This window comes from Micromonospora sp. KLBMP9576, assembly GCF_050941805.1.
GTDB lineage: Bacteria > Actinomycetota > Actinomycetes > Mycobacteriales > Micromonosporaceae > Micromonospora.
The window spans coordinates 1,917,516-1,938,857 of sequence record NZ_CP194567.1; the positions used below are offsets into that span (position 1 = coordinate 1,917,516).

Sequence of the window (21,342 nt, forward strand, 5' to 3'; positions counted from 1 at the left end):
CCGCGTGTCGGGGCCGCCGGGCGGGGTGGACACGCCGGGCGGTCGCCGGCGGATGGTAATTTCCCCCGGCGGAAAGCGGCCGACGACTGTCGGCGCAGGCGGCGTGGGGGTGACGGTGGCGGACTGGCTGGCGGCGCTCGACCGCCGCGCCGACCTGCGCGCGAAGGCGGGGCTGACCCGCCGGCTGCGACCCCGGGCAGCCGGCGACGCCGTGGTCGACCTGGCCGGCAACGACTATCTCGGCCTGGCCACCCACCCCGAGGTCACCGCCGCTGCGGCGCGGGCCCTGTCGGCGTACGGGCTGGGGGCCACCGGGTCGCGGCTGGTACGCGGCTCCACCGACGCCCACCACGCGCTCGAGGACGCCCTCGCCGACTGGCTCGGCACCGACCGGGCACTCGTCTTCTCCTCCGGCTACCTGGCCAACCTCGCGGCGGTCCGGGCGCTGGTGCGGCCCCGTACGCTGCTCGTCTCCGACGCCCACAACCACGCGTCGCTGATCGACGGGTGCCGGATCTCCGGCGCGGAGACCGTCGTGACCCCGCACGCCGACGTCGCGGCGGTCGCCGCCGCGCTGGCCGCCGCGCCGGGCCGACCGGCGGTGGTCGTCACCGAGTCGGTCTTCTCCGTCGACGGCGACCTCGCCCCGCTGGCCCGGCTGCACGCCGTCGCCCGGGAGCACGGCGCGCTGCTGCTGGTCGACGACGCGCACGCGCTCGGGGTGACGGGCCCGTCCGGCGCCGGCGGGGTCGCCGCCGCCGGCCTCGCCGGCCAGCCCGACGTGGTCGTCACCGCCACTCTCTCCAAGGCCCTCGGCGGCGCGGGCGGGGTGCTCGCCGGTCCGGCGCAGCTCGTCCGGCACGTCATCGAGACGGGCCGGACCTTCATCTTCGACACCGCGCTGCCCCCGGCCGTCGCCGCCGGGGTCCTCGCCGCCGTCGGGCTGGCCCGCGCGGGCGGGCACCTGCGTGCGGAACTGGCCGACCGGGCCGCCCTGGCCGCGCGCCGGCTGGGCGCCGCAGGGCTGGCGGTCTCCGTGCCCGACGGCGCGGTCGTCTCGGTCACCGCCCCCGGCCCCGAGGCGGCCACCACCTGGGCGGCCGACTGCCGTGACCGGGGGGTGGCGGTCGGCTGCTTCCGGCCCCCGTCCACCCCGGACAGCCGCTCCCGGCTGCGGCTCACCATCGGCGCCGGCGTCCCCCGGGCGGACTTCGAGCGGGCCCTGGAGACCATCGTGGAGTGCGCACCGTGAGCGTGAGGAGTGAGCCGGGTTTGCGAGCCCCGCAGTCGCGAGCCGAGGTTGGCACCGTGAGCGTGAGGAGTGAGCCGGGTTTGCGAGCCCCGCAGTCGCGAGCCGAGGTTGGCACCGTGAGCGTGAGGAGTGAGCCGGGTTTGCGAGCCCCGCAGTCGCGAGCCGGGTGGGCACCGTGAGCGGGCCGTGGCGCGGGCCGGTGCTGGTGACCGGCACCGACACCGACGTCGGCAAGACGGTGGTCACCGCGGCCGTCGCCGCCGCCGCGCAGGCGGACGGTCTGCGGGTCGCCGTGGTCAAACCCGCCCAGACGGGTACGGACGGCGGCGCGCCCGGCGACGTCGACGCGGTGAAGCGGCTCGCCGCCCCGCTGACCGGCCGGACCCTGGCCAGTTTTCCCGATCCGCTCGCCCCGCTGGCCGCGGCCCGGATCGCCGAACTGGAGCCGTTGGCGCTGCACGCCGTCGTCGAGGCGGTCCGCGAGGAGGCCGAGAAGCACGACCTGGTGCTCGTCGAGGGCGCGGGCGGCCTGCTCGTACCGATGGGGCTTCTGCCCTCGGGGCGGTCGTGGACGGTGGCCGACCTGGCGGTGGAGCTGGGCTGCCCGGCGGTGGTGGTGGCCCGGGCCGGCCTGGGCACCCTGAACCACACCGCGCTGACGCTGGAGGCGCTGGACCGGCGGGCGGTTCCGGCCGGCGTGGTGATCGGGGCCTGGCCGGTCACGCCGGAGCTGGTGCACTGGGCGAACCTGCCCGACCTGGTGCCGAACCTGCTGGGTGCCCTGCCGGCCGGTACCGGGGCGATGGACCCGGGGGTGTTCCGCCGGTCCGCGCCGGGCTGGCTCACCCCCGTGTTGCACGGGGTGCTGGACGACTGGCGCGCGTGGGCCGAGGAGATCGGCTGAGCACCTGACCTTCGTCGGTGCCGCCGCAGGTCGGGCGTGGGTAGCCTGGCCGCCGTGGAAAGCTGGTGGTCCGTTCTCGGCGGCGACGGCGGTCGGTGGTCCTGGTCCCGGCCGGCCGTCCGGCGGTGGACCGCGGACCTGCTCCTGTGGGTGACCACCGCCGCGCCGATCGGGTACGCCGGCGTCACCCCGCCGTACTCGGGGCACGCCACCGCCCGGACGGTCGGCGCACTGCTGCTGCTCGCCGTGGCGGTGGCGGTCAGCCGGAGATGGCCGGTGGCCGCCCTGGTCGTGGCGGTGCTCGGGTCGCTGCTCGACGGCAACTTCCTCTTCGCGATCCCGGTGTTCAGCTACCTGACCGGCCGCCGCAGCCCCACCGCCGTCCCGGCCGCCGTCGCCTTCGGCGTGCTCGCGGCCGGTGGCACCGTACTGAACCTGGGTCTGTTCGGCACCGGCGCGGCCACCTGGTTCCTGCTCGCCTCGGTGCTGCTCTTCGCCGGGGTGTTCCCGTGGCTCGTCGGGCGGTACCGGCGCCAGCAGGCCGTGCTGGCCGACGCCGGCCGCCGGCACGCCGAGGCGCGGGACCGGGAGCGGCGGGGCGCCGCCGAGCGGATCCGGCTGCGGGAGCGGGCCCGCATCGCCCAGGAGATGCACGACTCGCTCGGGCACGACCTGAGCCTGATCGCCCTGCGCGCCGCCGCCCTGGAGGTCGCCGGCGACCTCGCCCCCCGGCACCGGGCCGCCGCCGGCGAGCTGCGGGCCAGCGTCGCCGCCGCCACCGAGCGGCTGCACGGGATCATCGGGGTGCTCCGGGAGCCGGCCGGCGCGGCGAGCACCCGGCCGGCCGACGAGAGCGTCGCCGAGCTGGTCGACGGGGCCCGGGAAGCGGGCGTGGCGGTGCGCCTGGACGGCGTGGACGCCCTGGCACAGCTGCCACCGCTGGCCGCGCACGCCGCGCACCGGGTGGTCCGGGAGGCGCTGACCAACGCCGCCCGGTACGCCCCCGGCGCGGCGGTCACCGTCGTGCTGGCCCGGGACGGCGACCAGGTCGAGGTGGCCGTCGTCAACACGCCACCGCCGGCCGGCCCGCTGCCCGGCCCACCGTCCACCGGGTCCGGCCTGCTCGCCCTCACCGAGCGGGTACGACTCGCCGGTGGCGCCCTGGCGGCCGGTCACCGGGACGGCGGCGGCTTCGCCGTCCGCGCCCGGCTGCCGGTGGCCGGCCGGCCGGAAGCCGATGCCCTCCCGCCGCCCGAGAGCGACCTCCTGCTGGCACCGGACCGGTGGCCGGCGGCCGGTGACCGGCCGGGGGAGGGGCCGGGCGAGGCCGAGCGGCGGCTGCGCGACGCCCGCCGGCGGGTCCGGCGCAGCCTGTTGACGGCGCTCGGCGCCCCGGCGGGGTTCGCACTGGTCCTCGCGCTGGTCTACTACCCGGTCGCCACCGCCGGGACGGTCCTGCATGACGGGGCCTTCGCGCGGATGCCCGTCGGCGCGGCCCGTGCCGAGCTGACCGGGCTGCCCCGGCGGCAGCTCGACCCGCCGGCCGGGACGGCACGCCCCGGCTGCGAGCACTACACCGACGGCAACTTCCCCCTGGCCCAGCCGACGTGGCGGCTCTGCTTCGTCGAGGGCCGACTGGCCAGCAAGGAACGGATCGACGGATGAACACCGAAACGGCCGGCCCGGTGCGGGTCGTCCTCGCCGACGACGAGGCGATGATCCGGGCCGGCGTCCGGGCCATCCTGGCCACCGATGCGCACATCGAGGTGGTGGCCGAGGCCGGTGACGGCCGGGCCGCGGTGGAACTCGTCCGGGCACACCGGCCCCGGGTGGCGCTGCTGGACATCCGGATGCCGAGGCTGGACGGGCTCGCCGCCGCCGCCGAGATCCGCCGGCTCGTGCCGGGGACGGCGACGGTCATGCTGACCACGTTCGGCGAGGACGACCACGTCGTCCGGGCGCTCGGGCACGGGGCCAGCGGGTTCCTGCTCAAGGCCGGCGACCCGCGCGAGCTGATCGCCGGGGTGCACGCCGTGGCCGAGGGTGGCGCGTACCTGTCGCCGCGGGTGGCCCGCCGGGTGATCGAGCTGGGCGGTGACCGGATGGCCCGCCGGCCGGCGGCCCGGGACCGGCTGGCCGGGCTGACCGAGCGGGAGCGGGAGGTGCTCGCGCTGGTGGGGGCCGGGCTGTCGAACGCCGAGATCGCCCGCCGGCTGCATCTGGTCGAGGGGACCGTGAAGAGCTACCTGACGAGCGTCTTCACCCGGCTGGAGGTGCGCAACCGGGTGCAGGCGGCGATCCTCGCGTACGAGGCGGGGCTGGTCGAGCCGACCGGCTGACCCGCCCCGCCCCGCGCCTCACCCGTTCGGGCGTCTCACGCGTCCCGGCGGCGCAACACCGCGCGGCCCAGCAGCAGCGCCGCGCCGGCCCACCCGGCGAGCAGCAGCAACCCGACCGGCGCCGGATAGGGGTCGGTGTCCCCGGCCAGGAAGTGCCCGCCGGCGACCCCCGGGAAGGCGTCGGCGATCCGGTTCAGCACGGCGATGTCCGGCTCCTGCAACGACAGCGGAACGATCATCAGGGTGGCGACGAGCACGGTCAGGGTGAGCACCGCGCTGCGCAGGGCCGCGCCGAGCCCGAGGGCCAGCACCCCGACCAGCGCCAGGTAGGTCGCCACCGCGAGGACGTCGCCGACGGTGCCGCCCGCCGGCGCGGTGCCCCAGCGGCCGAGCACCGGCCCGGCCACCACCGAGCCGACCACGCCGAGGAGCAGCCCGAGCGCGAACGTCACCGTCCCCGTCACGGCGGCCTTGGCCAGCAGTACGCGGCCACGCGACGGCGTGCACTGCAGGGTGGTTCGGATCGTGCCGCTGGTGAACTCGCTGGTGATCACGAGTAGGCCCAGCGCCAGCACGGCGTACTGGGTCAGCTCGACCGAGCCGATCACGACGCTGCCGACGGTGACGATCCCGGGGTCGTCGGCCGGGTCGTCGTTGGTGTTCGCGTTGGCGGCGTAGATGGCGAGCTGACCGGCGGTCGCGGCCATCAGCAGCACCCCGGCCAGCAGCGACCACCAGGTGGACCGCACGGACCACACCTTGGTCCACTCGGCGGAGATCGTGTTCATCGTGCCTCGTTCCGGGCCGGGGTGCCGGCGTACTCGACGCTGTCGGCGGTCAGTTCCATGAAGGCCTGTTCCAGGGACGCACCGTGCGGGCTCAGCTCGTGCAACCGCACCCCCAGCTCGTACGCCACGTCGCCGATCCGCTCGACGGTGGCCCCGGTGACGGTCAGCTCGTCCGGGCCGGCCGGTTCGACGGCGGCCCCGGCGGCGGTGAGCCGCCCGGTGAGCGCGGCGAGGCCGGCCGGCTGTGGGCTGCGTACCCGCACGGCCACCGCGCTGCCGGCGATCACCTCGTCGACCGGGGCGTCGGCGAGCAGCCGCCCCCGGCCGATCACCACGAGCCGGTCGGCGGTGAGCTGCATCTCGGTCATCAGGTGGCTGGAGACGAAGACCGTCCGGCCCTCGGTGGCCAGGGACCGCATCAGCTGCCGGACCCAGCGCACCCCGTCCGGGTCGAGCCCGTTGACCGGTTCGTCGAACATCAGCACCGGCGGGTCGCCGAGCAGCGCGCCGGCGATGCCGAGCCGCTGGCCCATGCCGAGCGAGAGGGTGCGACCCGGCTTGGCCGCCGCGCGGGCGTCCAGCCCCACCATGGCGAGCGCCTCGTCCACCCGGCGGTCGGGTATCCCGTTGCTGCGGGCCATCGCCAGCAGGTGTGCCCGGCCCGACCGGGCGGGGTGGACGGCTCGGGCGTCGAGCAGCGCCCCGACCTCGCGCAGCGGGTGCCGCAGCTCCCGGTACGCCCGCCCGTTCACGAGCGCCTGCCCGGCGGTGGGCCGGTCCAGCCCGAGGACCATCCGCATGGTGGTGGACTTGCCCGCGCCGTTCGGGCCGAGGAATCCGGTGACCCGGCCGGGCCCGATGTCGACGGTCAGGGCGTCGACGGCGGTCGTGTCCCCGAACCGCTTGGTCAACCCACGTAATGTGATCATGCGCTGACGCTAGGTCCGGCACCCCCGCCCCGACCGCGCCCGAACGGCACCACCGTCCACTGACTTTCGTCGGGTCCCTGCACCGCCACCCCTTCCGCCGGGCGACTTCTTCCGCCGGGCGACCCGCTCCGCTCCGAGTGCCCCGCCGCCGCCTGGTCGCAGGCAACAATGTCGGTGATCAGGACGCCATGGACGTTACCGGGCGGTTTTCAGGTACCTGGCGTCCTGATCACCGCTGGTTGGGCCGGTGTTCTTGGCCTGCCTCGGTCTTCCCCTGGGCCGCGTCCAATCCCGTCCGCGCGGGTGGACCTGACAACCGGGAGGCGTGTGCTGGCGGTGGGGCGCCGGCTTTGCGGACTGCCCCGATTCGCGCCGTACCGTGCTGAGCCGGTGGATCGTCGCGCTATCGACAGCTGCGGCTTCACCCAGCGGGGTGGGTGGCCCGGTGGTGGGTGGTGTTCCCGGTGGTCGGCGGTGGCGTCCGCCCGAGGCGCGCGCACCACGGGCGTGCACCACGGGCGCGCGCACCACGGCGACAACACGCCATGGCGGGTTGCCGAGGCGCGCGCACCGCGGCGGGTGTGCCGGATCAGCGCCTGCGGACGACGAAGGCGTCGGGCATCCGGAAGGTCAGGTTGTCCGGGCACCACGGCTCGCGTACCACGGTGACCCCGTGCAGCAACGGGGCGGTCTCCGCGACCACCACCGCGGCCTCCATGCGGGCGAGCTGGTCGCCGAGGCAACGGTGCGCGCCCGCGCCGAAGGCCAGGTGCCGGCGGGAGCCGCGCTGGCCGGGCCGGAACCCGTCCGGGGCGTCCACGACGGACGGATCCCGGCCCGCGCGGGCCAGCCAGAGCACGATGCCGGTGCCCGCCGGCACCGCCGTCGCGCCCAGCGTGGTGTCCACCGCCGCCACCCGCCGCCAGGTGACGATCGGCGGCTCCAGCCGCAGCCCCTCCTCGACCACGTCGGCGACCGCGACGGTGCCGTCGCGCAGGCCGGCCAGCACGGTCGGTTCGCCGGTCAGCCGGTGCAGCAGCAGGGTGAGGAACTGTGCGGTGGTCTCCTGGCCGGCCACCAGCAGGAAGAACAGGGCGCCGACCACCACGTCGGGCGGGTGCCCGGCGGCCCGCAGCGAAGCGGCCAAGCCGCCCCCGGCCGCCGCGAACTCCCGCAGCGTCCCGTGGAAGCGACCCACCTCGGCGGCGAGGGCCCGTTGCCGTTCGGCGTCCAGCGGTGCCCAGAACAGCTCCAGCGCCGCGCGGGCGAACTCCTTCACCGCGCGCACCGGCGCGTCCGGCAGCTCGACCAGCCGGGCCAGCACCAGCAGCGGCAGGTCGGCGGCGAGTTCGGCGTGCAGGTCCACCGGACCGCCGGCGGCCAGGGCGGCGCCGATCCCGCCGACGCGCTCCCGCACCAGCCGCGTCAGCCAGGGCCGCTGCGCGGCGACCCGCGCCGGGTGCAGGGCGTCGGCGACGATCGCCCGGATCGCCGGATGGCTGGCGCCACCGTTGTTGGCCAGGGTCGGCGGCAGCCGGAACCGGTGCCCGGCCAGCACCCGCAGCGCGGACACCGGCATCGGGGTCACGGCGTCCAGCGCGTTGTCCGGCCGGTAGGTCACCGGGTCGGTGAGCACCTGGCGGACCAGGGCGTGCCGGGTCACGAGCAGGTGCGCGACACCCGCCTGGTCGGGCACCCGGGCCACGTCCGGCCAGTACGCGTCGGCGGTCTGCGCCCAGCTGCGGAACAGCACGCCGACACGCTAGCGGCCCGCCCTCGGCCGGCCGGCGCGCAACCGCCACACCGTGGTGCGCTTCACCCGTACGCTCTCCAGCGTCTCGGGCACCGGCACGTCGTAGGCGGCCAGCTCGTCGAAGCGGTCGTGGGGCAGGAAGGCCCGGTCGGGGTCGCCGACCAGCACGAGGGCCCCGGCGCGGGTGGCCCGGAGCAGGAAACGCAACACCCGGTTGGCCATCGCCTCGCTGTAGAAGACGTCTCCGGCGAGCACCACCTCGGCTCCGGCGGCGTCACCGTCGAGGATGTCGCCGAACTCCGCGTCGACGCGTACCCCATTGGCCTCGGCGTTGACCGCGACGGCCGCGACGGCCAGCTCGTCGATCTCCACGGCGCGCACGGCGGCGGCGCCGGCCCGCGCGGCGGCGATGGCGACCAGGCCGGAGCCGGCGGCCAGGTCGAGCACCCGGCGGCCGGCGACCAGCTCCGGGTGGTCGGTGACATAGCGGGCCAACGCCTGCCCGCCGGCCCAGGCGAAGGCCCAGAACGGCGGCGGCTGCGCGCTGCGGAACTCGCCCTCGGTCAGCTCCCAGAGCCCGACGGCGTCGTCGGCCTGGTGCAACCGCACCTCGGGGACGAAGGCGACCGGGGCGAGGCTGGCGTGCAGCCGGACGAAGGCGGCGGAAAGCTCGGACACGCCAGCGATTGTCTCCCGCCGCCCGCACCGGGCGCCCGGCGCCACCCCGGCGGCGGCGACCGGCGGGGCGCGGCGACCGGTCATGCCGGGGCCCGCGACCGGTCATGCCGGCGGCGGCGAAACCGTCGGGGCCGGCCGGCATGCCGGCCGGCCCCGACGGGCGATCACTTCGAGAACGCCTGGAACTCGGCGATGCGCACCTGGGTACGCGCCGGGCTGGCCGTCGCGCAGTCGGTGGTGGTCGCCGGGTCGTCGTCCTGCTCGCCGGCGTAGGCCGGGCCGCCGGTGCACTGGCTCGCCAGCACCTCCAGCCGCAGGTGGGTGGCCAGCGTGGTCGGCACCCGGAACCCGCGCAGGTTGATGTCCGGCACGTACGCCCGGTACGCCCCGCCCGGGAACGCGTCCGCCGCGCTGGTGTGGATCCGCCGCCAGTTCGCCGGGTCCGCGCAGTCGGCCTTCTTCGCGTTGCACGCCGACACCGCGAACGAGCGCAGCGCGCTGAGCGCGTTCTGGCTGCCCGGGTCGGCGTCGCCGGTGATCGCCGGGCGCAGCATGGCGCTGACGTTCACCCGCTTCACGATCTGCGGCGCGTCCCCGGGCAGCGCCACGGTGACCTGCCGACCGGCCACCCCGTCCAGGGAGGCCCAGTTGGTGGCCTCGGTGTCGTCGCCGATGCGGTCCAGGTTGACCCCGTCACCGGTGATCGTCGCGCCGGACGCCGTGGACGCCAGGTTGCGGCTCATCCGCAGGTCGACGTGCCGCTTCTTGCCGGCCCCGGCGACCACGTCGAGGCGCTGGTGGCCGAAGCCGGGCGCGACGGCGAGCAACTGGTACCGGCCGGGCACCAGCTCGATGCGGTCCGGCAGCGCGGTCGTCGGGTCCGTGTCGGCGACCGGCACCGCCCGCGCCTCGTACGCCCCGACGTACACCCGGATGGGCGCGTCGGCGCTGTCGCCCTTCGGGCGGAGGGTGAGCACCGCGTTGTCGGCGTCGGGGGCGGCGAAGCTCGGCGTCGGGTCGGTGTCGCCGGCGCCGTTGGTGGCGGCGTCGCGGCCCATTCCGGAGCGGGCGAACTCGGCCCAGATCAGGTCCTGGTTGGCGCCGCCGAAGCGCAGCAGGTCGGCGGTGAGCATGTTGTCCCGCATGTCGAGCATGCTCACCTGGCTGGCGGCCTGCAGCAGGAACGAGTCGAAGACGAGCTGCGACCAGCGCCGGTTGCCCGGGCACTGCTCCACCGCGACCCTGCCCTGCGCGCAGTCGAGCTGCCGCTTCGGGGTGCCGGCCCCGTAGCGCTGCACGAACGCGGCGCGGACCCGGAAGTTGGTGGCGCCCCAGATCTCGCCGTCGGCGTGCACGGCGGGCCCGCCGGTGTTGTAGCCCACGTCGGAGTAGTTCAGCGGGCTGCGGCTGAGGTCGTGGTTGCGGATGCCGCTGACCAGGTTTCCGGTGACGTAGCCACCGGTGACGAAGGGCGTCTCGCCGGGGGCGCGCAGCCCGTGCTGGAAGAGGTACTCGGCGGCGAGCAGGTCGCTCCACGACTCGCCCATCGAACCGCCCTGGTGCCCGCCGATGCCGCTGTCCGGGCCGGCGATCATGCGGTTGGTGATGGCGTGGGTGTATTCGTGCCCGATCACCGTCATGTCGTAGTCGCCGTCGACGCACGGCGGGTACGGCCCGCCGGCCTGCGGCTGCCACAGGTACATGTTGGTGGTCGGCGGCAGTCCGTCGCGCGGCGTGCCCTGGTTGGCGTTGTTCCGGTTGCCGCTGAGCGCGCCCTGCTGGGCGCGGCCCTGCTCGGCGTCGCCGCCCAGGCCCTGCGGGGTCAGGTTGACCGCCTGGAGGTTCCAGGTCGCCTCGGTGAAGCCCAGGTGCCAGGCCCAGTCGTGCATCCGGTTGTGCATGGCGAAGAGATTGCTGATCGCGGCGTCGCCGTCGTTGCGCTGCGCCGAGGTGAACACCTCCGGGTTGCAGCGGGACTGGTGCCACTGGTCGGTGAACGGATATTCGTAGCGGCGCTGCGGGCTGGGCGTGCCCGGCACGGCCGGTGTGCCGCCGCCCCAGGAGAGCACGGTGTTGGCGGAGTTGCCCCGGGCGGTGTGGGTCGGCGTGCCGGTGGCCGCGTCGACGTCCCAGGGCTGGCCGGTGGCCGGGTCGCGGAACGCGGCCCGGCAGCCGGGCCCCGGGTCGCCGCACCAGCGCACCCGCGGGTCCCGCCCGGGGGCGAGGTCGCGTGGCGGGGTGGCCGGGAAGACCGCCCAGCTCGGGTTGTCGGAGTCGAAGTCGACGAGGTCCTCGCGGACCAGCACCTGCCCGGTGATCCCGTCGACGTAGGTGGTGAACGCCGCCGGGTGCTCGTCGTCGGCGCCGATCAGGGTCACCTCGTAGGCGGCCCGGGGCCCGTCGAGCGGGGTGGGCACGGCCACGGCGCGCACGCTGTGGCTGCGTACCGCGTCGGCGGACAGGCCGGCGTCGGCGCGCGCCGCCGCGTACGCCTGCTCGTCGGTGAGGGTGGCCGGCGCGGGCGCCGCGGTCTGCCGGGACAGCGAGGAGCTGACGGCGAGGACCTTGCCGCCGGCGACCGCGACGGTGACCAGCCCGTCGTGCCCGGCCGGCAGGTCGCCGAAGCGCTGCCGGAGGGTGACGACCGCGCCGGCGCCGATCGGGCGGACCAGGACCCGGTCCATGGCGTCGACCGCCGTGGCGTCCAGGCCGAAGAGGTCGTGGTGGCCGGTGAGGTACGCGCGGGCGGCCGCCTCCGGCTCGGCGGGCAGGCCGGTGGCGAGGGGCGTGCTGCCGGGGCCGAGCGCGTGCGGGGTGCCCAACCGGTTCCAGCGGGCGTCCGGGTCGGCCTTGCGCGCCAGGCCGCGCTGCCGCGCGTCGGGAGCTGCGGTGCCGGGGCGGTTGTCGACGTCGGCCTGCTGGTGCTGCCCCTCGGCGAACGGGCCGGAGCGCCGCTCGGCGGCGCCACCGGTTCCGGCGGCGGCGGTGGGGCCGGTGGGCAGCAGCGCGACCGCGACCGCGGAGGCCGCCAGGACGGGGATGAGCCGGCGACGGCGCCGGCTCATCCGTGGTGTCCACTCCGGTTGTGCCACGGGACCTCCTCGTGGGAGCGGGGTGGCCGGCTCTCCGCCGGCCCGCGCCTGCGGTCATGCATGCGCATTCGTGGATATTAGGCCATCCCGGCGGGCGGGGGGACGTGCCCGCCGGCGGCGCTCCGCGGCGCGTGCCCGACGCCGCGACGGGTTCGACAAAAGCGGCCCCTTGTAGAGGATATTGACCGATGTCACAGTGGGGAGGGGGATCGCGACAGATCGGAGGTCGATCATGGCCGTGGACTCCGCAGCGACTGGCACCGCCGCCGGGTGGCGGGACACCCGGCGGCCGTGGTGGCCGTTGGCGCTGCTCGTCCCGACGCTGCCGTTCACCGGCTGGGCCGCCTGGCAGGCCACCGGCGACGCGTGGGCCTGGTGGCTCACCCCGGCCGCCGTGTTCGTGCTGATCCCCGTGGTCGACGTGCTCTTCGGCGAGGACCGGAGCAACCCGCCAGACGAGGCGGTGCCGCGGCTGGCCGCCGACGGCTACTACCGCTGGCTGACCTACCTCTACCTACCCACCCAGTACGCGGCCCTGGTGCTCTGCTGCGCGGTCTGGGCCCGCGACGACCTGACCGTGCCCGCCGCGGCCGGCCTGATCGTCTCGATCGGGGTGGTGAACGGCATCGCCATCAACACCGCCCACGAGCTCGGCCACAAGCGGGAGACCGTCGAACGCTGGCTGTCCAAGGTCGCCCTCGCCCCGGCCGCGTACGGGCACTTCTACGTCGAGCACAACCGGGGTCACCACACCCGCGTCGCCACGCCGGAGGACCCGGCCAGTTCCCGGCTGGGGGAGAGCTTCTGGGCGTTCTGGCCGCGTACCGTCTCCGGCAGCCTGCGTTCGGCGTGGCGGCTGGAGAGCGGTCGGTTCCGCGTCCGGGGGCGCAGCCCGTGGACCTGGCGCAACGAGATCCTCAACGCGTACGCGATGACCCTCGCGCTCTACGCGGCGCTCACCGTGGCCTTCGGCCCGGGCGTGCTGCCGTTCCTGGCCCTCCAGGCGGTGGTCGGCTTCTCCCTGCTGGAGGTGGTCAACTACCTGGAGCACTACGGGCTGGCCCGGCAGCGCACCCCCGCGGGGCGCTACGAGAAGGTCGACCCCCGGCACAGCTGGAACAGCGACCGCAGCGTCACCAACATCTTCCTCTTCCAGCTCCAGCGGCACAGCGACCACCACGCCAACCCGCTGCGCCGCTACCAGACGCTGCGCACCTTCGAGTCCTCCCCGCAGCTACCCGCCGGCTACGCCACGATGGTGATCGCCGCGCTGGTGCCGCCGGTGTGGCGCCGGTTGATGGACCACCGCGTGCTCGCCCACTACGGCGGGGACCTCGCCCTGGCCAACGTCCACCCGCCGGCCCGGCGCCGGCTGCGGCGACGCTGGCCCCAGGCCCCCGCGGCCGACTGACGACGACACCGGGGCGCCCCGACCGCCTGGGGGCGGCGTCACGGCCGCCACCCGGCGGGCCACGTCACGGCGCCCAGTCGGGGTCGCGGCCGAAGGCGGCGACGAGCCGGTCCTGCCCGTCCGCCCGCGCCTCGACGTCGACCTGCGGACTGACCAGCCGGTCCCGCTGGTAGTCGCCGATGTGCCCGTCGAACCACCGGGCGCACTCGGCGACCACGGCCGGGTCCAGCCGGGGGTCCACGCCGATCGCCACGGCCAGGTCCCAGCCGTGGATCAGGTGCTCCGCGAGCAACTGGTGCAGGTACTCGTCGGCGGGTGTCGGGCCGGCGGAGAGCGCGACGGTGCGCTCCAGCGCCCCGGGGTGGGCGAAGGCCAGCTCCGCCTGCGCCGCCGCCTCCCGGGCCGCGGCGGCCGGGTCCGCGCCGAGCAGGTCGCCGTCGTAGCGGTCGCCGACCTCGTCGATCGTCCGTCCCGCCAGCAGCGCCACGCTCCACCAGTCCTCGCCCACGACGTGGTTGACGAGCGCGCGGACGTTCCAGTCGGGGCACGGGGTCGGGTCCGACCACTGGTCGGGGCCGACCTGGTCCACCCGGTCGGTGAACTCGGTGAGGCTGCGGCGGTAGGTCTCCAGCGGGTCCATGCCGACGATTGTTCCGGCTGCCCCGGCGACCCGAGCCGTTTTGCCGGCTTCGTGGGCGGCCGGCCGCCGGCCGTACCCGGGGGTAGGCCGAATCAGTCGAGCTGCGCCGGGTCCAACCCGAGTTCCCGGGCGGTGAGCACGCGGACCCACTCGGTGAACTGCCGGCGGGAGATCACCCGCTCGTGGACCGCGAGCTGCACCCCCAGCCCGTCCACCACGGCGCTGATCCGCCACGCCGCGCCGGCCGCGTCGGCACACTCGAAGGTGCCGTCGCGCACGCCGTCCGAGATCACCGTCGCCAGGTCCTCCCGCCAGCGCAGGTCCAGGCGGCGGGACACCTTCTCCAACTCCGGGGTACGCAGCGACTCCGACCAGCCGTCGATCCACATGGGCCAGGACGCCGCGCGGCCCGCCGGCGTGTAGAGCCGCACGATCCGGCGGAGCTTGGTCAGGGGCGGGGCGGTGGAGCGCATCACCGCGTCCAGCCGGGCCAGGTCCTGCTCCACCGCGTACGCGAACGCCTGCGCGAGCAGCCGATCCTTGGTGGCGAAGTGGTAGAACACCAGGGCCTGACTGACCCCGGCGGCCTGCGCCACGTCGGCCGTCCGGGTGTTGGCCAGGCCGCGCTCCACGATCACGTCACAGGCCGTGCGCAGCAGGGCATCCAGGCGGATTTCGGCCGCACGTCTCGTCACGCCGTTACCGTAGCCCATCCGGCCGAACACGGGCAGTTACGGATCACGGTCCGTCGGGCCCGGCGCGAGTCGGAAGCCGGACAGTCGCCCGGCGCGTCTTCCCGTCGTCCGCGTGGCCCGCGCGGGCGGGAGGTTGCCGCAGCCGCGAGCGCCGGCACTCCGCGAGCCCGGCGGCGACCGGCGTGGGGGCTACAGGAACCCTTCCAGCCCATCCTCCTAGGAAGCCTACCGGGCGGGATCGCCGACACCCCGTCGCCCGGCTCCCGATCACCCGTCGCCCGGCCGCCCGCTTCGTCGCCTGCCGCCACCGCCCGGCCGGTGCTCCCGGCCACCGGGGCGCGAGCGGGATCCGGTCCCGCCGGGGCCTGTGCCCGCCGGGACCGCAAAGGGCCCCGTACCGCCCCGACCAGGGGCGGCGTCGGCGTCGACGGTGGTTGACGAGGCCAGGGGCCGACGTCGTTCACCGGGACCGGGCACGCCTGGCGCGCCCGGTGGTCACCCCGATTTGGCAACCGCTCGCCAGCTCGGCTAAAGTTCTCATCCGTCACCGGTTAACGCCGAAGACAAGCGGACGTAGCGCAGCTGGTAGCGCATCACCTTGCCAAGGTGAGGGTCGCGGGTTCGAATCCCGTCGTCCGCTCGGAGCTGCCGCCACGCATGACGGGGGCAACCTCGGTGGGGTGGCCGAGAGGCGAGGCAACGGCCTGCAAAGCCGTGTACGCGGGTTCAAATCCCGTCCCCACCTCGGTAACAAACGCGGGCGATTGGCGCAGTGGGAGCGCGCTTCCTTGACACGGAAGAGGTCACTGGTTCAAACCCAGTATCGCCCACCAACACGAAGGCCCGTCACCATCCGGTGACGGGCCTTCGTCGTATGCGCCCGACGCGGATCGAGCCCGCCCACGATGACGTCCGTGGGCGGGCTCGACCCGCGTCGGCGATCGTTCCGCTCGGGTCGAGCCGATCGCCGCCGCAGCGGTGATCCACCGGAACGGGCAGGCGCCTGGGCCGTGTGGTCGGGCGTCAGAGCGGAGGGGCGACGTCCCGCCGCTCCTCGACCCGCTGGTACTCGACCGGCGCGGCCGTGCTGACCACCTGGCGGCGGCGCCCCCAGATGAGCGTGGTCATGATGAGGCCGAGCACACCGGCCGCCATCAGGATCCAGCCGACGACGTCGAGGTCGATGCCGCCGAGATTCGCGTCGAGCGCGAAGGTGAGGATCGCGCCGAGCGCGATCAGGAAGATGCTGGTGCCGATACCCACGACAGCCTCCTTGGTCAGGGGATGTGGTGTGCTGTCGATGGAGGTCAGTACCCCGTGGTTGACCAGTGCAACCATCGCCTGGTCGGGCCCGGTCGCGTGCCGGCACCCGGGGCGCGCGCCACCCTCGACCTGGCCGACGCGATCGATGCCGACGGCGGCGGCGGGGTGCCGCGCCAGGCGATCTTGCCGTCGGGTAGAGTTTCCCTCGTCGCCGACGAACACCGGCGACACGCGGACGTAGCGCAGCTGGTAGCGCATCACCTTGCCAAGGTGAGGGTCGCGGGTTCGAATCCCGTCGTCCGCTCGCGATCCGCCCCTCATGATCCGGCCCTGCCGGATCGGGCGATCATCCCCGGGCGATTGGCGCAGTGGGAGCGCGCTTCCCTGACACGGAAGAGGTCACTGGTTCAAACCCAGTATCGCCCACCAGCTTATCCGCAACATTCAGCACGCCAGGCCCGGCCGACATGGTCGGTGCGGCTCACCGGCCGGTCCCTGCGCCGGCGGGCCGCCCACGGCGGGAACAGCCCGCCGGACCGGTCGGCCGGCAACAGGAAATCGCAGCGAGGCGTCGCCTTCTGCCGTGGGCAGATCCGCTGACCGTGAACGCGGGGCCGGAGCAGCGCCGGCAACCGGCACAGTGGAGCCCATGAGACTACTGGTGCTGGGCGGAACGGGTTTCGTGGGCGGCGCGACGGTCACCGAGGGGGTCCGTCGCGGGTGGACGGTGACCGTCTTCAACCGGGGGCTGCACGGCGCGACGCCGGAGGGCGTACGCCGGTTGCGGGGCGACCGGACCGCGCCCGAGGGCCTGTCGGCGCTCGCGGACGGCGAGTGGGACCTGGTGGTCGACACCTGGGACGGCGCGCCCCGGGCGGCGCGGGATGCCGCCCGCGCGCTGGTGGACCGGGTCGACAGGTACGTCTACGTCTCCAGCGGCTCGGTCTACGCGCCGACCCCCGCCAACGGCGTGGGCGAGGACGCCCCGGTGGTGGCCGCCGATCCGGGCGCCGACGACGGTGACTACGCGTCCAACAAGGCGGGCGGCGAGCGGGCGGTGCGGGAGGCGTTCGGCGAGCGGGCGCTGATCGCCCGCGCCGGGCTGATCCTCGGCCCGGGAGAGGACATCGGCCGGCTGCCGTGGTGGCTCACCCGGATCGCCCGGGGCGGGGACGTGCTGGCGCCCGGCCCGGCGGAGCTGCCGGTGCAGTACGTCGACGTGCGGGACCTGGCGGGCTGGATGCTGGACCGGGGCGCGGCGCGGTCCGGCGGGACGTTCAACGTGGTGAGCCGCCCCGGACACACGACGATGGGGGAACTGCTCGACGCCTGCGTCGTGGCCACCGGCGCCGACGCCCGACTGCGCTGGACCGACCCGGAGCCGATCCTGGCCGCCGGGGTGGTGCCGTGGAACGACCTGCCGATCTGGATCCCGGCCGGGCACGAGTACCGCTGGTTGCAGGAGCGCGGCGTCGAGCGGGCGTACGCGGCGGGGCTGACGTGCCGCCCGGTGACCGGGACCGTCGTGGACACCTGGGCGTGGCTGCGGCACGTCGGCACGGTCCCGCCGCGGGCCGGACGCCCACAGCGCGCACCGGTCGGGCTGGACCCGGAGCGGGAAGCGGCGCTGCTGGCCTCGACGCGAGCCGCACGCCCCTGACCGGCGGGTGGAGCCAGCACCGCGGCGGCCGTGCCGGCGGGCGACCGCGGGCGTAGCGCCCGGGCGGCCTTCACCGTGGGTGGCTCCCGGACGCCAAGTGGGCTGCGGTGTCCCTTTCCGGGTCACGCATCGTGGTCAATATAGACAAGCGCTGAGGGCACCCCTACAGTTCGCCCGACTGGTTCTCATCTTCACGGGGGAATTGCGATGACTACTGGACGCTGGCTTCCGCCTGCGCGCAGGTCGAGAGGTGCCCGGCTGCTGGCGGCGGCGGTGTCCGCCTCGCTGGCGGCGGCCGTCCTGGGCTTGCCGGCGGCGGGCCGGGCCGTCCCCGCGGATCCGGGTGCGGGTGCCTCGGTGGCGCCGGACGCCGGGTCGGCGGCGGCGGTGGCGAAGCGGTCGGGTCAGCGGGTGGAGGTGGCGTCGGCCCGGACGGAGCTGTCGCAGGTGTTCGCGAACCCGTCGGGCGGGTTCACCGTGGAGTCGGCGGTGGTGCCGCAGCGGGTGCGGCGGACCGACGGGTCGTGGTCGGACGTGGATCTGTCGTTGCGGCGCGGTGCGGACGGTTGGCGCCCGGTGGCCTCGGTGGCGGACGTGCGCTTCTCCGATGGTGGTGCGGGTGCGGCGGTGACGCTGACCCGGCGCGGGAAGTCGTTGTCGTTGTCGTGGCCGGGCGGGTTGCGGAAGCCCACGGTGTCGGGGGACGCGGCGACGTACGCGGAGGTGCTGCCGGGCGTCGACCTGGTGTTGCGGGCCACACGGTCGGGCTTCACGCACGTGTTCGTGGTGAAGTCGGCGCGGGCGGCGGCGGAACCGAAGCTGCGTGAGCTGCGGTTCGACCTCGGTGGCGACGCCCGGGTGGTGCGGGACGCGGGCGGACGCCTGTCGGCCTTCGCGGGAGACGAGGTGCTCGCCTCGGCGGAACCCGCCGTCATGTGGGACTCGGGCGACACCCCGTCGGCCGCGGCGGACCGCGCGCCGGTGGGTGGCTCGTCCGCAGCCGGCGGCGGCCTGCCGTCGCGGTCGTCGTCGGCGGCGCCGGGCGACGCGGCGAAGACCGCCCCGGTGGGCGTCGAGGTGGCCGGTGGCGACCTGGTGCTGCGGCCGGACGCGAGGCTGCTCGCCGCCGACGCGGCCTTCCCCGTCTACATCGACCCGGCGTGGTCGACCGGCAAGTCCCGGTGGGCGTACGCGACCAACAACAACTCCAACAACACCGACACGAGCGTCGCCCGGGTCGGCAGGGATCCGGACTCCGGCAAGCTCTACCGGTCGTACTTCGACTTCCCGCTCACCGCGATGCGGGGCAAGCACATCGAGTCGGCGTACGTGCAGATGAAGCTCGACCACTCCTGGTCCTGCGACAACACGCCGACGTACATGTACCACTCGGGGGGCATCGCCTCCACGCCCCGTACGGGCTGGTCGCCGAAGCTGAACAGCCTCAAGTCGTCGGCCAACTCGCACGCCAACGAGGGATCGGGCTGCTCGGACTCCCCGCAGCCGGACATGACGGTCAACTTCACCGGCTCGGCGGTCACCAGCGTCATCCAGTCGCACGCGACCAGCAACGCCACGAACATCACGTTCGCGTTCTGCGCGTGCAGCGCCACCAGCGGCTCGGGCGAGTCGACCACCGACCGCTACAAGAAGTTCTTTCCGAACAACGCCAAGCTGGTCGTCGACTTCGACAACATCCCCGGCAAGCCGCACAGCCTCCAGGCGGCCGGGGTGGCCTGCCCGGTCAACACCACACTGGTCATCGGCACCCTGAATCCGACGTTCTCGGCGATCTTCCCCGACGCCGACACCACCCAGGCGCTGGCCACCGCGTACGAGTGGGTGCAGGTGCCCGCCAACGGGGTCATCGACGCCTCCACGGCCCGTCGTACGCCACCGGCGGGGGCGTCCGTGCCGGCCGGCGGTCGTTCCAGGACCGCGGCGGTGACCGTCTCCGAGGCGGTCACGTACGCGTTCCGCGCCAAGGCCACGGATCCCGCCCCCTACAGCCGGACCAGCGTCTGGTCCGACTGGTGCAGGTTCGTCGCCGACACCAGGGTCCCCCCGGTGACCGCGACGCTCACCTCCGCTACGCCCGTGCCGGGCACGCTGGCGACCTTCGCCGTCCGCTCCACCGACACGACGGTGACGAAGTTCCGCTACGGCTGGGTCAGCCCGCCCACCAGGGAGGTCGCGGCGACGAGCGGGACCTGGACCGACGCGGCGGGCGCCATGGTCACCGGCAAGCAGGCCAGCGTGTCGCTCGTGGTGCCGGCGTACGGCCAGAACACGGTCTCCGTCTCCGCCGTCGACGGCGCCGGCAACATCGGCTACGGCTCGTACGAGTTCATCGCCGCCCGGCCGACGCCCGCCGTCGCCCGGTGGGGGCTGGAGAACTACCCGGGTGTCGACCCGGGACCGATGGTGGACAGCCAGCCGGCGCTGGCCGGCGACAACTCCTTCACCGGGGGCAGCGTCTCGTGGACCGGTGACCTCCGGTTGGTCCGGGGGGAGACGGCGTCGTTCAACGGCACCTCCTCGGCGTTGACGACCACGACGAAGGTCGTCGACACCACCGGTTCGTTCAGCGTCGCCGGCTGGGTGCGGCTGCACTCGCTGCCGACGACGACGGACATGGCCGTGGCCTCGCAGGAGGGCGTGAACACAGTCGGGTTCCAGCTCGGCACGCGGCTGGAGGGCTCACCGGCCACACCCCGCTGGTCGTTCCTCATGAAGGACACCGACGCACAGGCCGGCGTCACGCGGGCCGCCTTCGCCAGCACGCCGTTGACCTCGGCGGAGGTGGGCCGGTGGACGCACCTGGCGGGCGTCTACGACAAGACCGCCGGCAAGGTGCGGCTCTACGTCAACGGCGCCCTCGCCGGCGAGGTCGACCGGACCGCCGCGGCGTGGAGCGCGAACGGCCGGTTCGCCGTGGGACGCGGCTGGAGTTCCGGCGCGGCGAGCAACTGGTTCAAGGGCAACCTGGCCGACTTCCAGGTCTACAACCGGATCGTCGTCGACCACGACTTCACCGGTCAGCTCGCCGGGAGCCCGAACTCGGGCGGCTACGACGAGCCGGGCATGCTCACCGCGATCAAGGTCGGCGACTGGACCTTCTCCGGCGCGCAACCCTGCTATGTGGAGTCGGTCGATCCGTCGCTGTGCGGCGCCCCCGAGGCCGGCCAGTTCGGCCGCCGGCTGGCTCTCACCCAGGGCGTCAACGTCGGCGACGACGCCCGGGGGCAGTTCCTGGCCCTCGACAGGCAGGGCGTGGAGGATCCCGCGGAGGTGACGTCGGAGTTCGGCCGGTCGCAGGACAACGTCGCCGACCCGCAGAACCCCGCCTGGCAGGACGGGCGGGTGCTGCGTACCGAACAGTCCTTCACCGTCTCCGCCTGGGTGCGCCCCGACGTGCTGGCGGAGGGCAACCGCACCGCGGTCAGCCAGATCGGCACCCAACAGTCGGCCTTCTACCTCGGCCAGCGGGGCTTCTCGGTCGACGGTGCCACCGCGTACCGGTGGAGCTTCACTCTCTACGGGATCGACGACGACAACGTCCAGTCGCGGACAATCGACGCCGCGATGACGTCGAGCACCATCACGGAGGACGACCGGCTGCGGTGGACGCATCTCGTCGGGGTCTACGACACCGCGCGCCACGAGGTCCGGCTCTACGTCAACGGCCAACTCGAGGCCGTCAAGCCCTACGGCGGCGGCAGCTTCACCGGCGTGTTCGACGCGACCGGTCCGCTCGTCGTCGGCGCCGGCCGCTACAGCCCGCCGGGCGAGCCCGTGAAGTGGGTCGACCACTGGCTGGGCGACATCGACGATGTGGGCCTCTACCAGGGCGCGATGAGCGGCGTCGCCGTCAAGACCCTGTCCGACTCCCAGTCGCCCGATGTCGTCGAGCCGCCCGCCGACGAGTAACGCCTGTC

At 74.7% G+C, this 21,342-nt stretch carries 15 protein-coding genes and 5 tRNA genes; 12 read left to right on the top strand and 8 right to left on the bottom strand.

All coding sequences use genetic code 11. From position 1 onward, the window contains the following. The first annotated feature begins 115 nt into the window (after positions 1–115). The 4 genes from ACQ452_RS08650 to ACQ452_RS08665 all read left to right on the top strand — a co-directional run bounded on the left by ACQ452_RS08650 (position 116) and on the right by ACQ452_RS08665 (position 4,495). Positions 116–1,252, top strand: a complete 1,137-nt coding sequence (locus ACQ452_RS08650; RefSeq protein ID WP_433394055.1) for an 8-amino-7-oxononanoate synthase — start codon at positions 116–118, stop codon at positions 1,250–1,252. Between the two features lie 199 nt (positions 1,253–1,451). Next, positions 1,452–2,156, top strand: coding sequence for a dethiobiotin synthase (bioD, locus tag ACQ452_RS08655; RefSeq protein WP_433394057.1), 705 nt, complete (start codon positions 1,452–1,454; stop codon positions 2,154–2,156). A 54-nt stretch (positions 2,157–2,210) separates the two neighbouring features. Continuing rightward, positions 2,211–3,821 carry a sensor histidine kinase gene (locus ACQ452_RS08660; protein ID WP_433391952.1) on the top strand — a complete coding sequence of 537 codons (1,611 nt, stop codon included), beginning with the start codon at positions 2,211–2,213 and terminating at the stop codon, positions 3,819–3,821. Beyond that, complete coding sequence (locus ACQ452_RS08665; RefSeq protein ID WP_433391954.1) at positions 3,818–4,495, top strand: response regulator; 678 nt, start codon at positions 3,818–3,820, stop codon at positions 4,493–4,495. The genes ACQ452_RS08660 and ACQ452_RS08665 overlap by 4 nt, the downstream gene beginning before the upstream one ends. Positions 4,496–4,530: 35 nt before the next feature. Here the strand turns inward: ACQ452_RS08665 and ACQ452_RS08670 are convergent, their stop codons facing one another. The 5 genes from ACQ452_RS08670 to ACQ452_RS08690 all read right to left on the bottom strand — a co-directional run bounded on the left by ACQ452_RS08670 (position 4,531) and on the right by ACQ452_RS08690 (position 11,735). After that, positions 4,531–5,283, bottom strand: a complete 753-nt coding sequence (locus tag ACQ452_RS08670) for an ABC transporter permease subunit (protein ID WP_433391957.1) — start codon at positions 5,281–5,283, stop codon at positions 4,531–4,533. Beyond that, entirely contained in the window at positions 5,280–6,212 is a 933-nt protein-coding gene (locus ACQ452_RS08675) for an ABC transporter ATP-binding protein (protein WP_433391959.1), read from the bottom strand. Before ACQ452_RS08675 ends, ACQ452_RS08670 begins: the two co-directional genes overlap by 4 nt. Positions 6,213–6,801: 589 nt before the next feature. After that, positions 6,802–7,965, bottom strand: a complete 1,164-nt coding sequence (locus ACQ452_RS08680) for a cytochrome P450 (protein ID WP_433391961.1) — start codon at positions 7,963–7,965, stop codon at positions 6,802–6,804. A gap of 9 nt (positions 7,966–7,974) precedes the next feature. Further along, a complete protein-coding gene (locus ACQ452_RS08685; RefSeq protein WP_433391963.1) occupies positions 7,975–8,643 on the bottom strand; it encodes a class I SAM-dependent methyltransferase in 669 nt (222 codons plus the stop codon). Between the two features lie 164 nt (positions 8,644–8,807). Further along, positions 8,808–11,735 carry a M36 family metallopeptidase gene (locus ACQ452_RS08690; protein ID WP_433391966.1) on the bottom strand — a complete coding sequence of 976 codons (2,928 nt, stop codon included), beginning with the start codon at positions 11,733–11,735 and terminating at the stop codon, positions 8,808–8,810. A 232-nt stretch (positions 11,736–11,967) separates the two neighbouring features. Between ACQ452_RS08690 and ACQ452_RS08695 the strand changes: the two genes are divergently transcribed. Beyond that, positions 11,968–13,146: an alkane 1-monooxygenase gene (locus ACQ452_RS08695; protein WP_433391969.1), complete on the top strand. Its 1,179-nt coding sequence runs from the start codon at positions 11,968–11,970 to the stop codon at positions 13,144–13,146. A 64-nt stretch (positions 13,147–13,210) separates the two neighbouring features. On the opposite strand, the gene ACQ452_RS08700 is transcribed toward ACQ452_RS08695, so the two are convergent. Together ACQ452_RS08700 and ACQ452_RS08705 are read right to left on the bottom strand one after the other, a co-directional pair. After that, the gene (locus ACQ452_RS08700; RefSeq protein ID WP_433391970.1) at positions 13,211–13,786 is read right to left on the bottom strand and encodes a TIGR03086 family metal-binding protein; all 576 of its coding nucleotides are present in this window, start codon (positions 13,784–13,786) and stop codon (positions 13,211–13,213) included. Between the two features lie 92 nt (positions 13,787–13,878). Then, the gene (locus tag ACQ452_RS08705; protein ID WP_433391973.1) at positions 13,879–14,481 is read right to left on the bottom strand and encodes a TetR/AcrR family transcriptional regulator; all 603 of its coding nucleotides are present in this window, start codon (positions 14,479–14,481) and stop codon (positions 13,879–13,881) included. A gap of 567 nt (positions 14,482–15,048) precedes the next feature. On the opposite strand from ACQ452_RS08705, the gene ACQ452_RS08710 reads away from it, so the two are divergent. The 3 genes from ACQ452_RS08710 (at position 15,049) to ACQ452_RS08720 (ending at position 15,314) form a co-directional block, all read left to right on the top strand. Further along, positions 15,049–15,121, top strand: a tRNA-Gly gene (locus tag ACQ452_RS08710). Positions 15,122–15,155: 34 nt separating this feature from the next. Continuing rightward, positions 15,156–15,226: transfer RNA gene (locus ACQ452_RS08715), tRNA-Cys, on the top strand. Positions 15,227–15,239: 13 nt separating this feature from the next. Next, positions 15,240–15,314, top strand: a tRNA-Val gene (locus ACQ452_RS08720). A 190-nt stretch (positions 15,315–15,504) separates the two neighbouring features. On the opposite strand, the gene ACQ452_RS08725 is transcribed toward ACQ452_RS08720, so the two are convergent. Further along, positions 15,505–16,002: a DUF6458 family protein gene (locus tag ACQ452_RS08725; protein WP_433394058.1), complete on the bottom strand. Its 498-nt coding sequence runs from the start codon at positions 16,000–16,002 to the stop codon at positions 15,505–15,507. Here ACQ452_RS08725 and ACQ452_RS08730 point away from each other — a divergent pair. The 4 genes from ACQ452_RS08730 to ACQ452_RS08745 all read left to right on the top strand — a co-directional run bounded on the left by ACQ452_RS08730 (position 15,976) and on the right by ACQ452_RS08745 (position 21,334). Then, positions 15,976–16,048: transfer RNA gene (locus ACQ452_RS08730), tRNA-Gly, on the top strand. The two genes, ACQ452_RS08725 and ACQ452_RS08730, sit on opposite strands and share 27 nt — an antisense overlap. Before the next feature lie 50 nt (positions 16,049–16,098). After that, positions 16,099–16,173 (top strand) — tRNA-Val (locus ACQ452_RS08735). A gap of 220 nt (positions 16,174–16,393) precedes the next feature. Further along, positions 16,394–17,404: an NAD-dependent epimerase/dehydratase family protein gene (locus ACQ452_RS08740; protein ID WP_433391976.1), complete on the top strand. Its 1,011-nt coding sequence runs from the start codon at positions 16,394–16,396 to the stop codon at positions 17,402–17,404. A gap of 207 nt (positions 17,405–17,611) precedes the next feature. Continuing rightward, entirely contained in the window at positions 17,612–21,334 is a 3,723-nt protein-coding gene (locus tag ACQ452_RS08745) for a LamG domain-containing protein (RefSeq protein WP_433391979.1), read from the top strand. Positions 21,335–21,342 lie beyond the last annotated feature (8 nt).

Excerpts from the sequence above, each read along its gene's own strand:
- ACQ452_RS08665 (WP_433391954.1), top strand. The coding sequence starts at position 3,818 with ATGAACACCGAAACGGCCGGCCCGGTGCGGGTCGTCCTCGCCGACGAC.
- ACQ452_RS08670 (WP_433391957.1), bottom strand. The coding sequence starts at position 5,283 with ATGAACACGATCTCCGCCGAGTGGACCAAGGTGTGGTCCGTGCGGTCC.
- ACQ452_RS08675 (WP_433391959.1), bottom strand. The coding sequence starts at position 6,212 with ATGATCACATTACGTGGGTTGACCAAGCGGTTCGGGGACACGACCGCC.
- ACQ452_RS08695 (WP_433391969.1), top strand. The coding sequence starts at position 11,968 with ATGGCCGTGGACTCCGCAGCGACTGGCACCGCCGCCGGGTGGCGGGAC.
- ACQ452_RS08700 (WP_433391970.1), bottom strand. The coding sequence starts at position 13,786 with ATGGACCCGCTGGAGACCTACCGCCGCAGCCTCACCGAGTTCACCGAC.
- ACQ452_RS08725 (WP_433394058.1), bottom strand. The coding sequence starts at position 16,002 with ATGCGCTACCAGCTGCGCTACGTCCGCGTGTCGCCGGTGTTCGTCGGC.
- ACQ452_RS08740 (WP_433391976.1), top strand. The coding sequence starts at position 16,394 with ATGAGACTACTGGTGCTGGGCGGAACGGGTTTCGTGGGCGGCGCGACG.
- ACQ452_RS08745 (WP_433391979.1), top strand. The coding sequence starts at position 17,612 with ATGACTACTGGACGCTGGCTTCCGCCTGCGCGCAGGTCGAGAGGTGCC.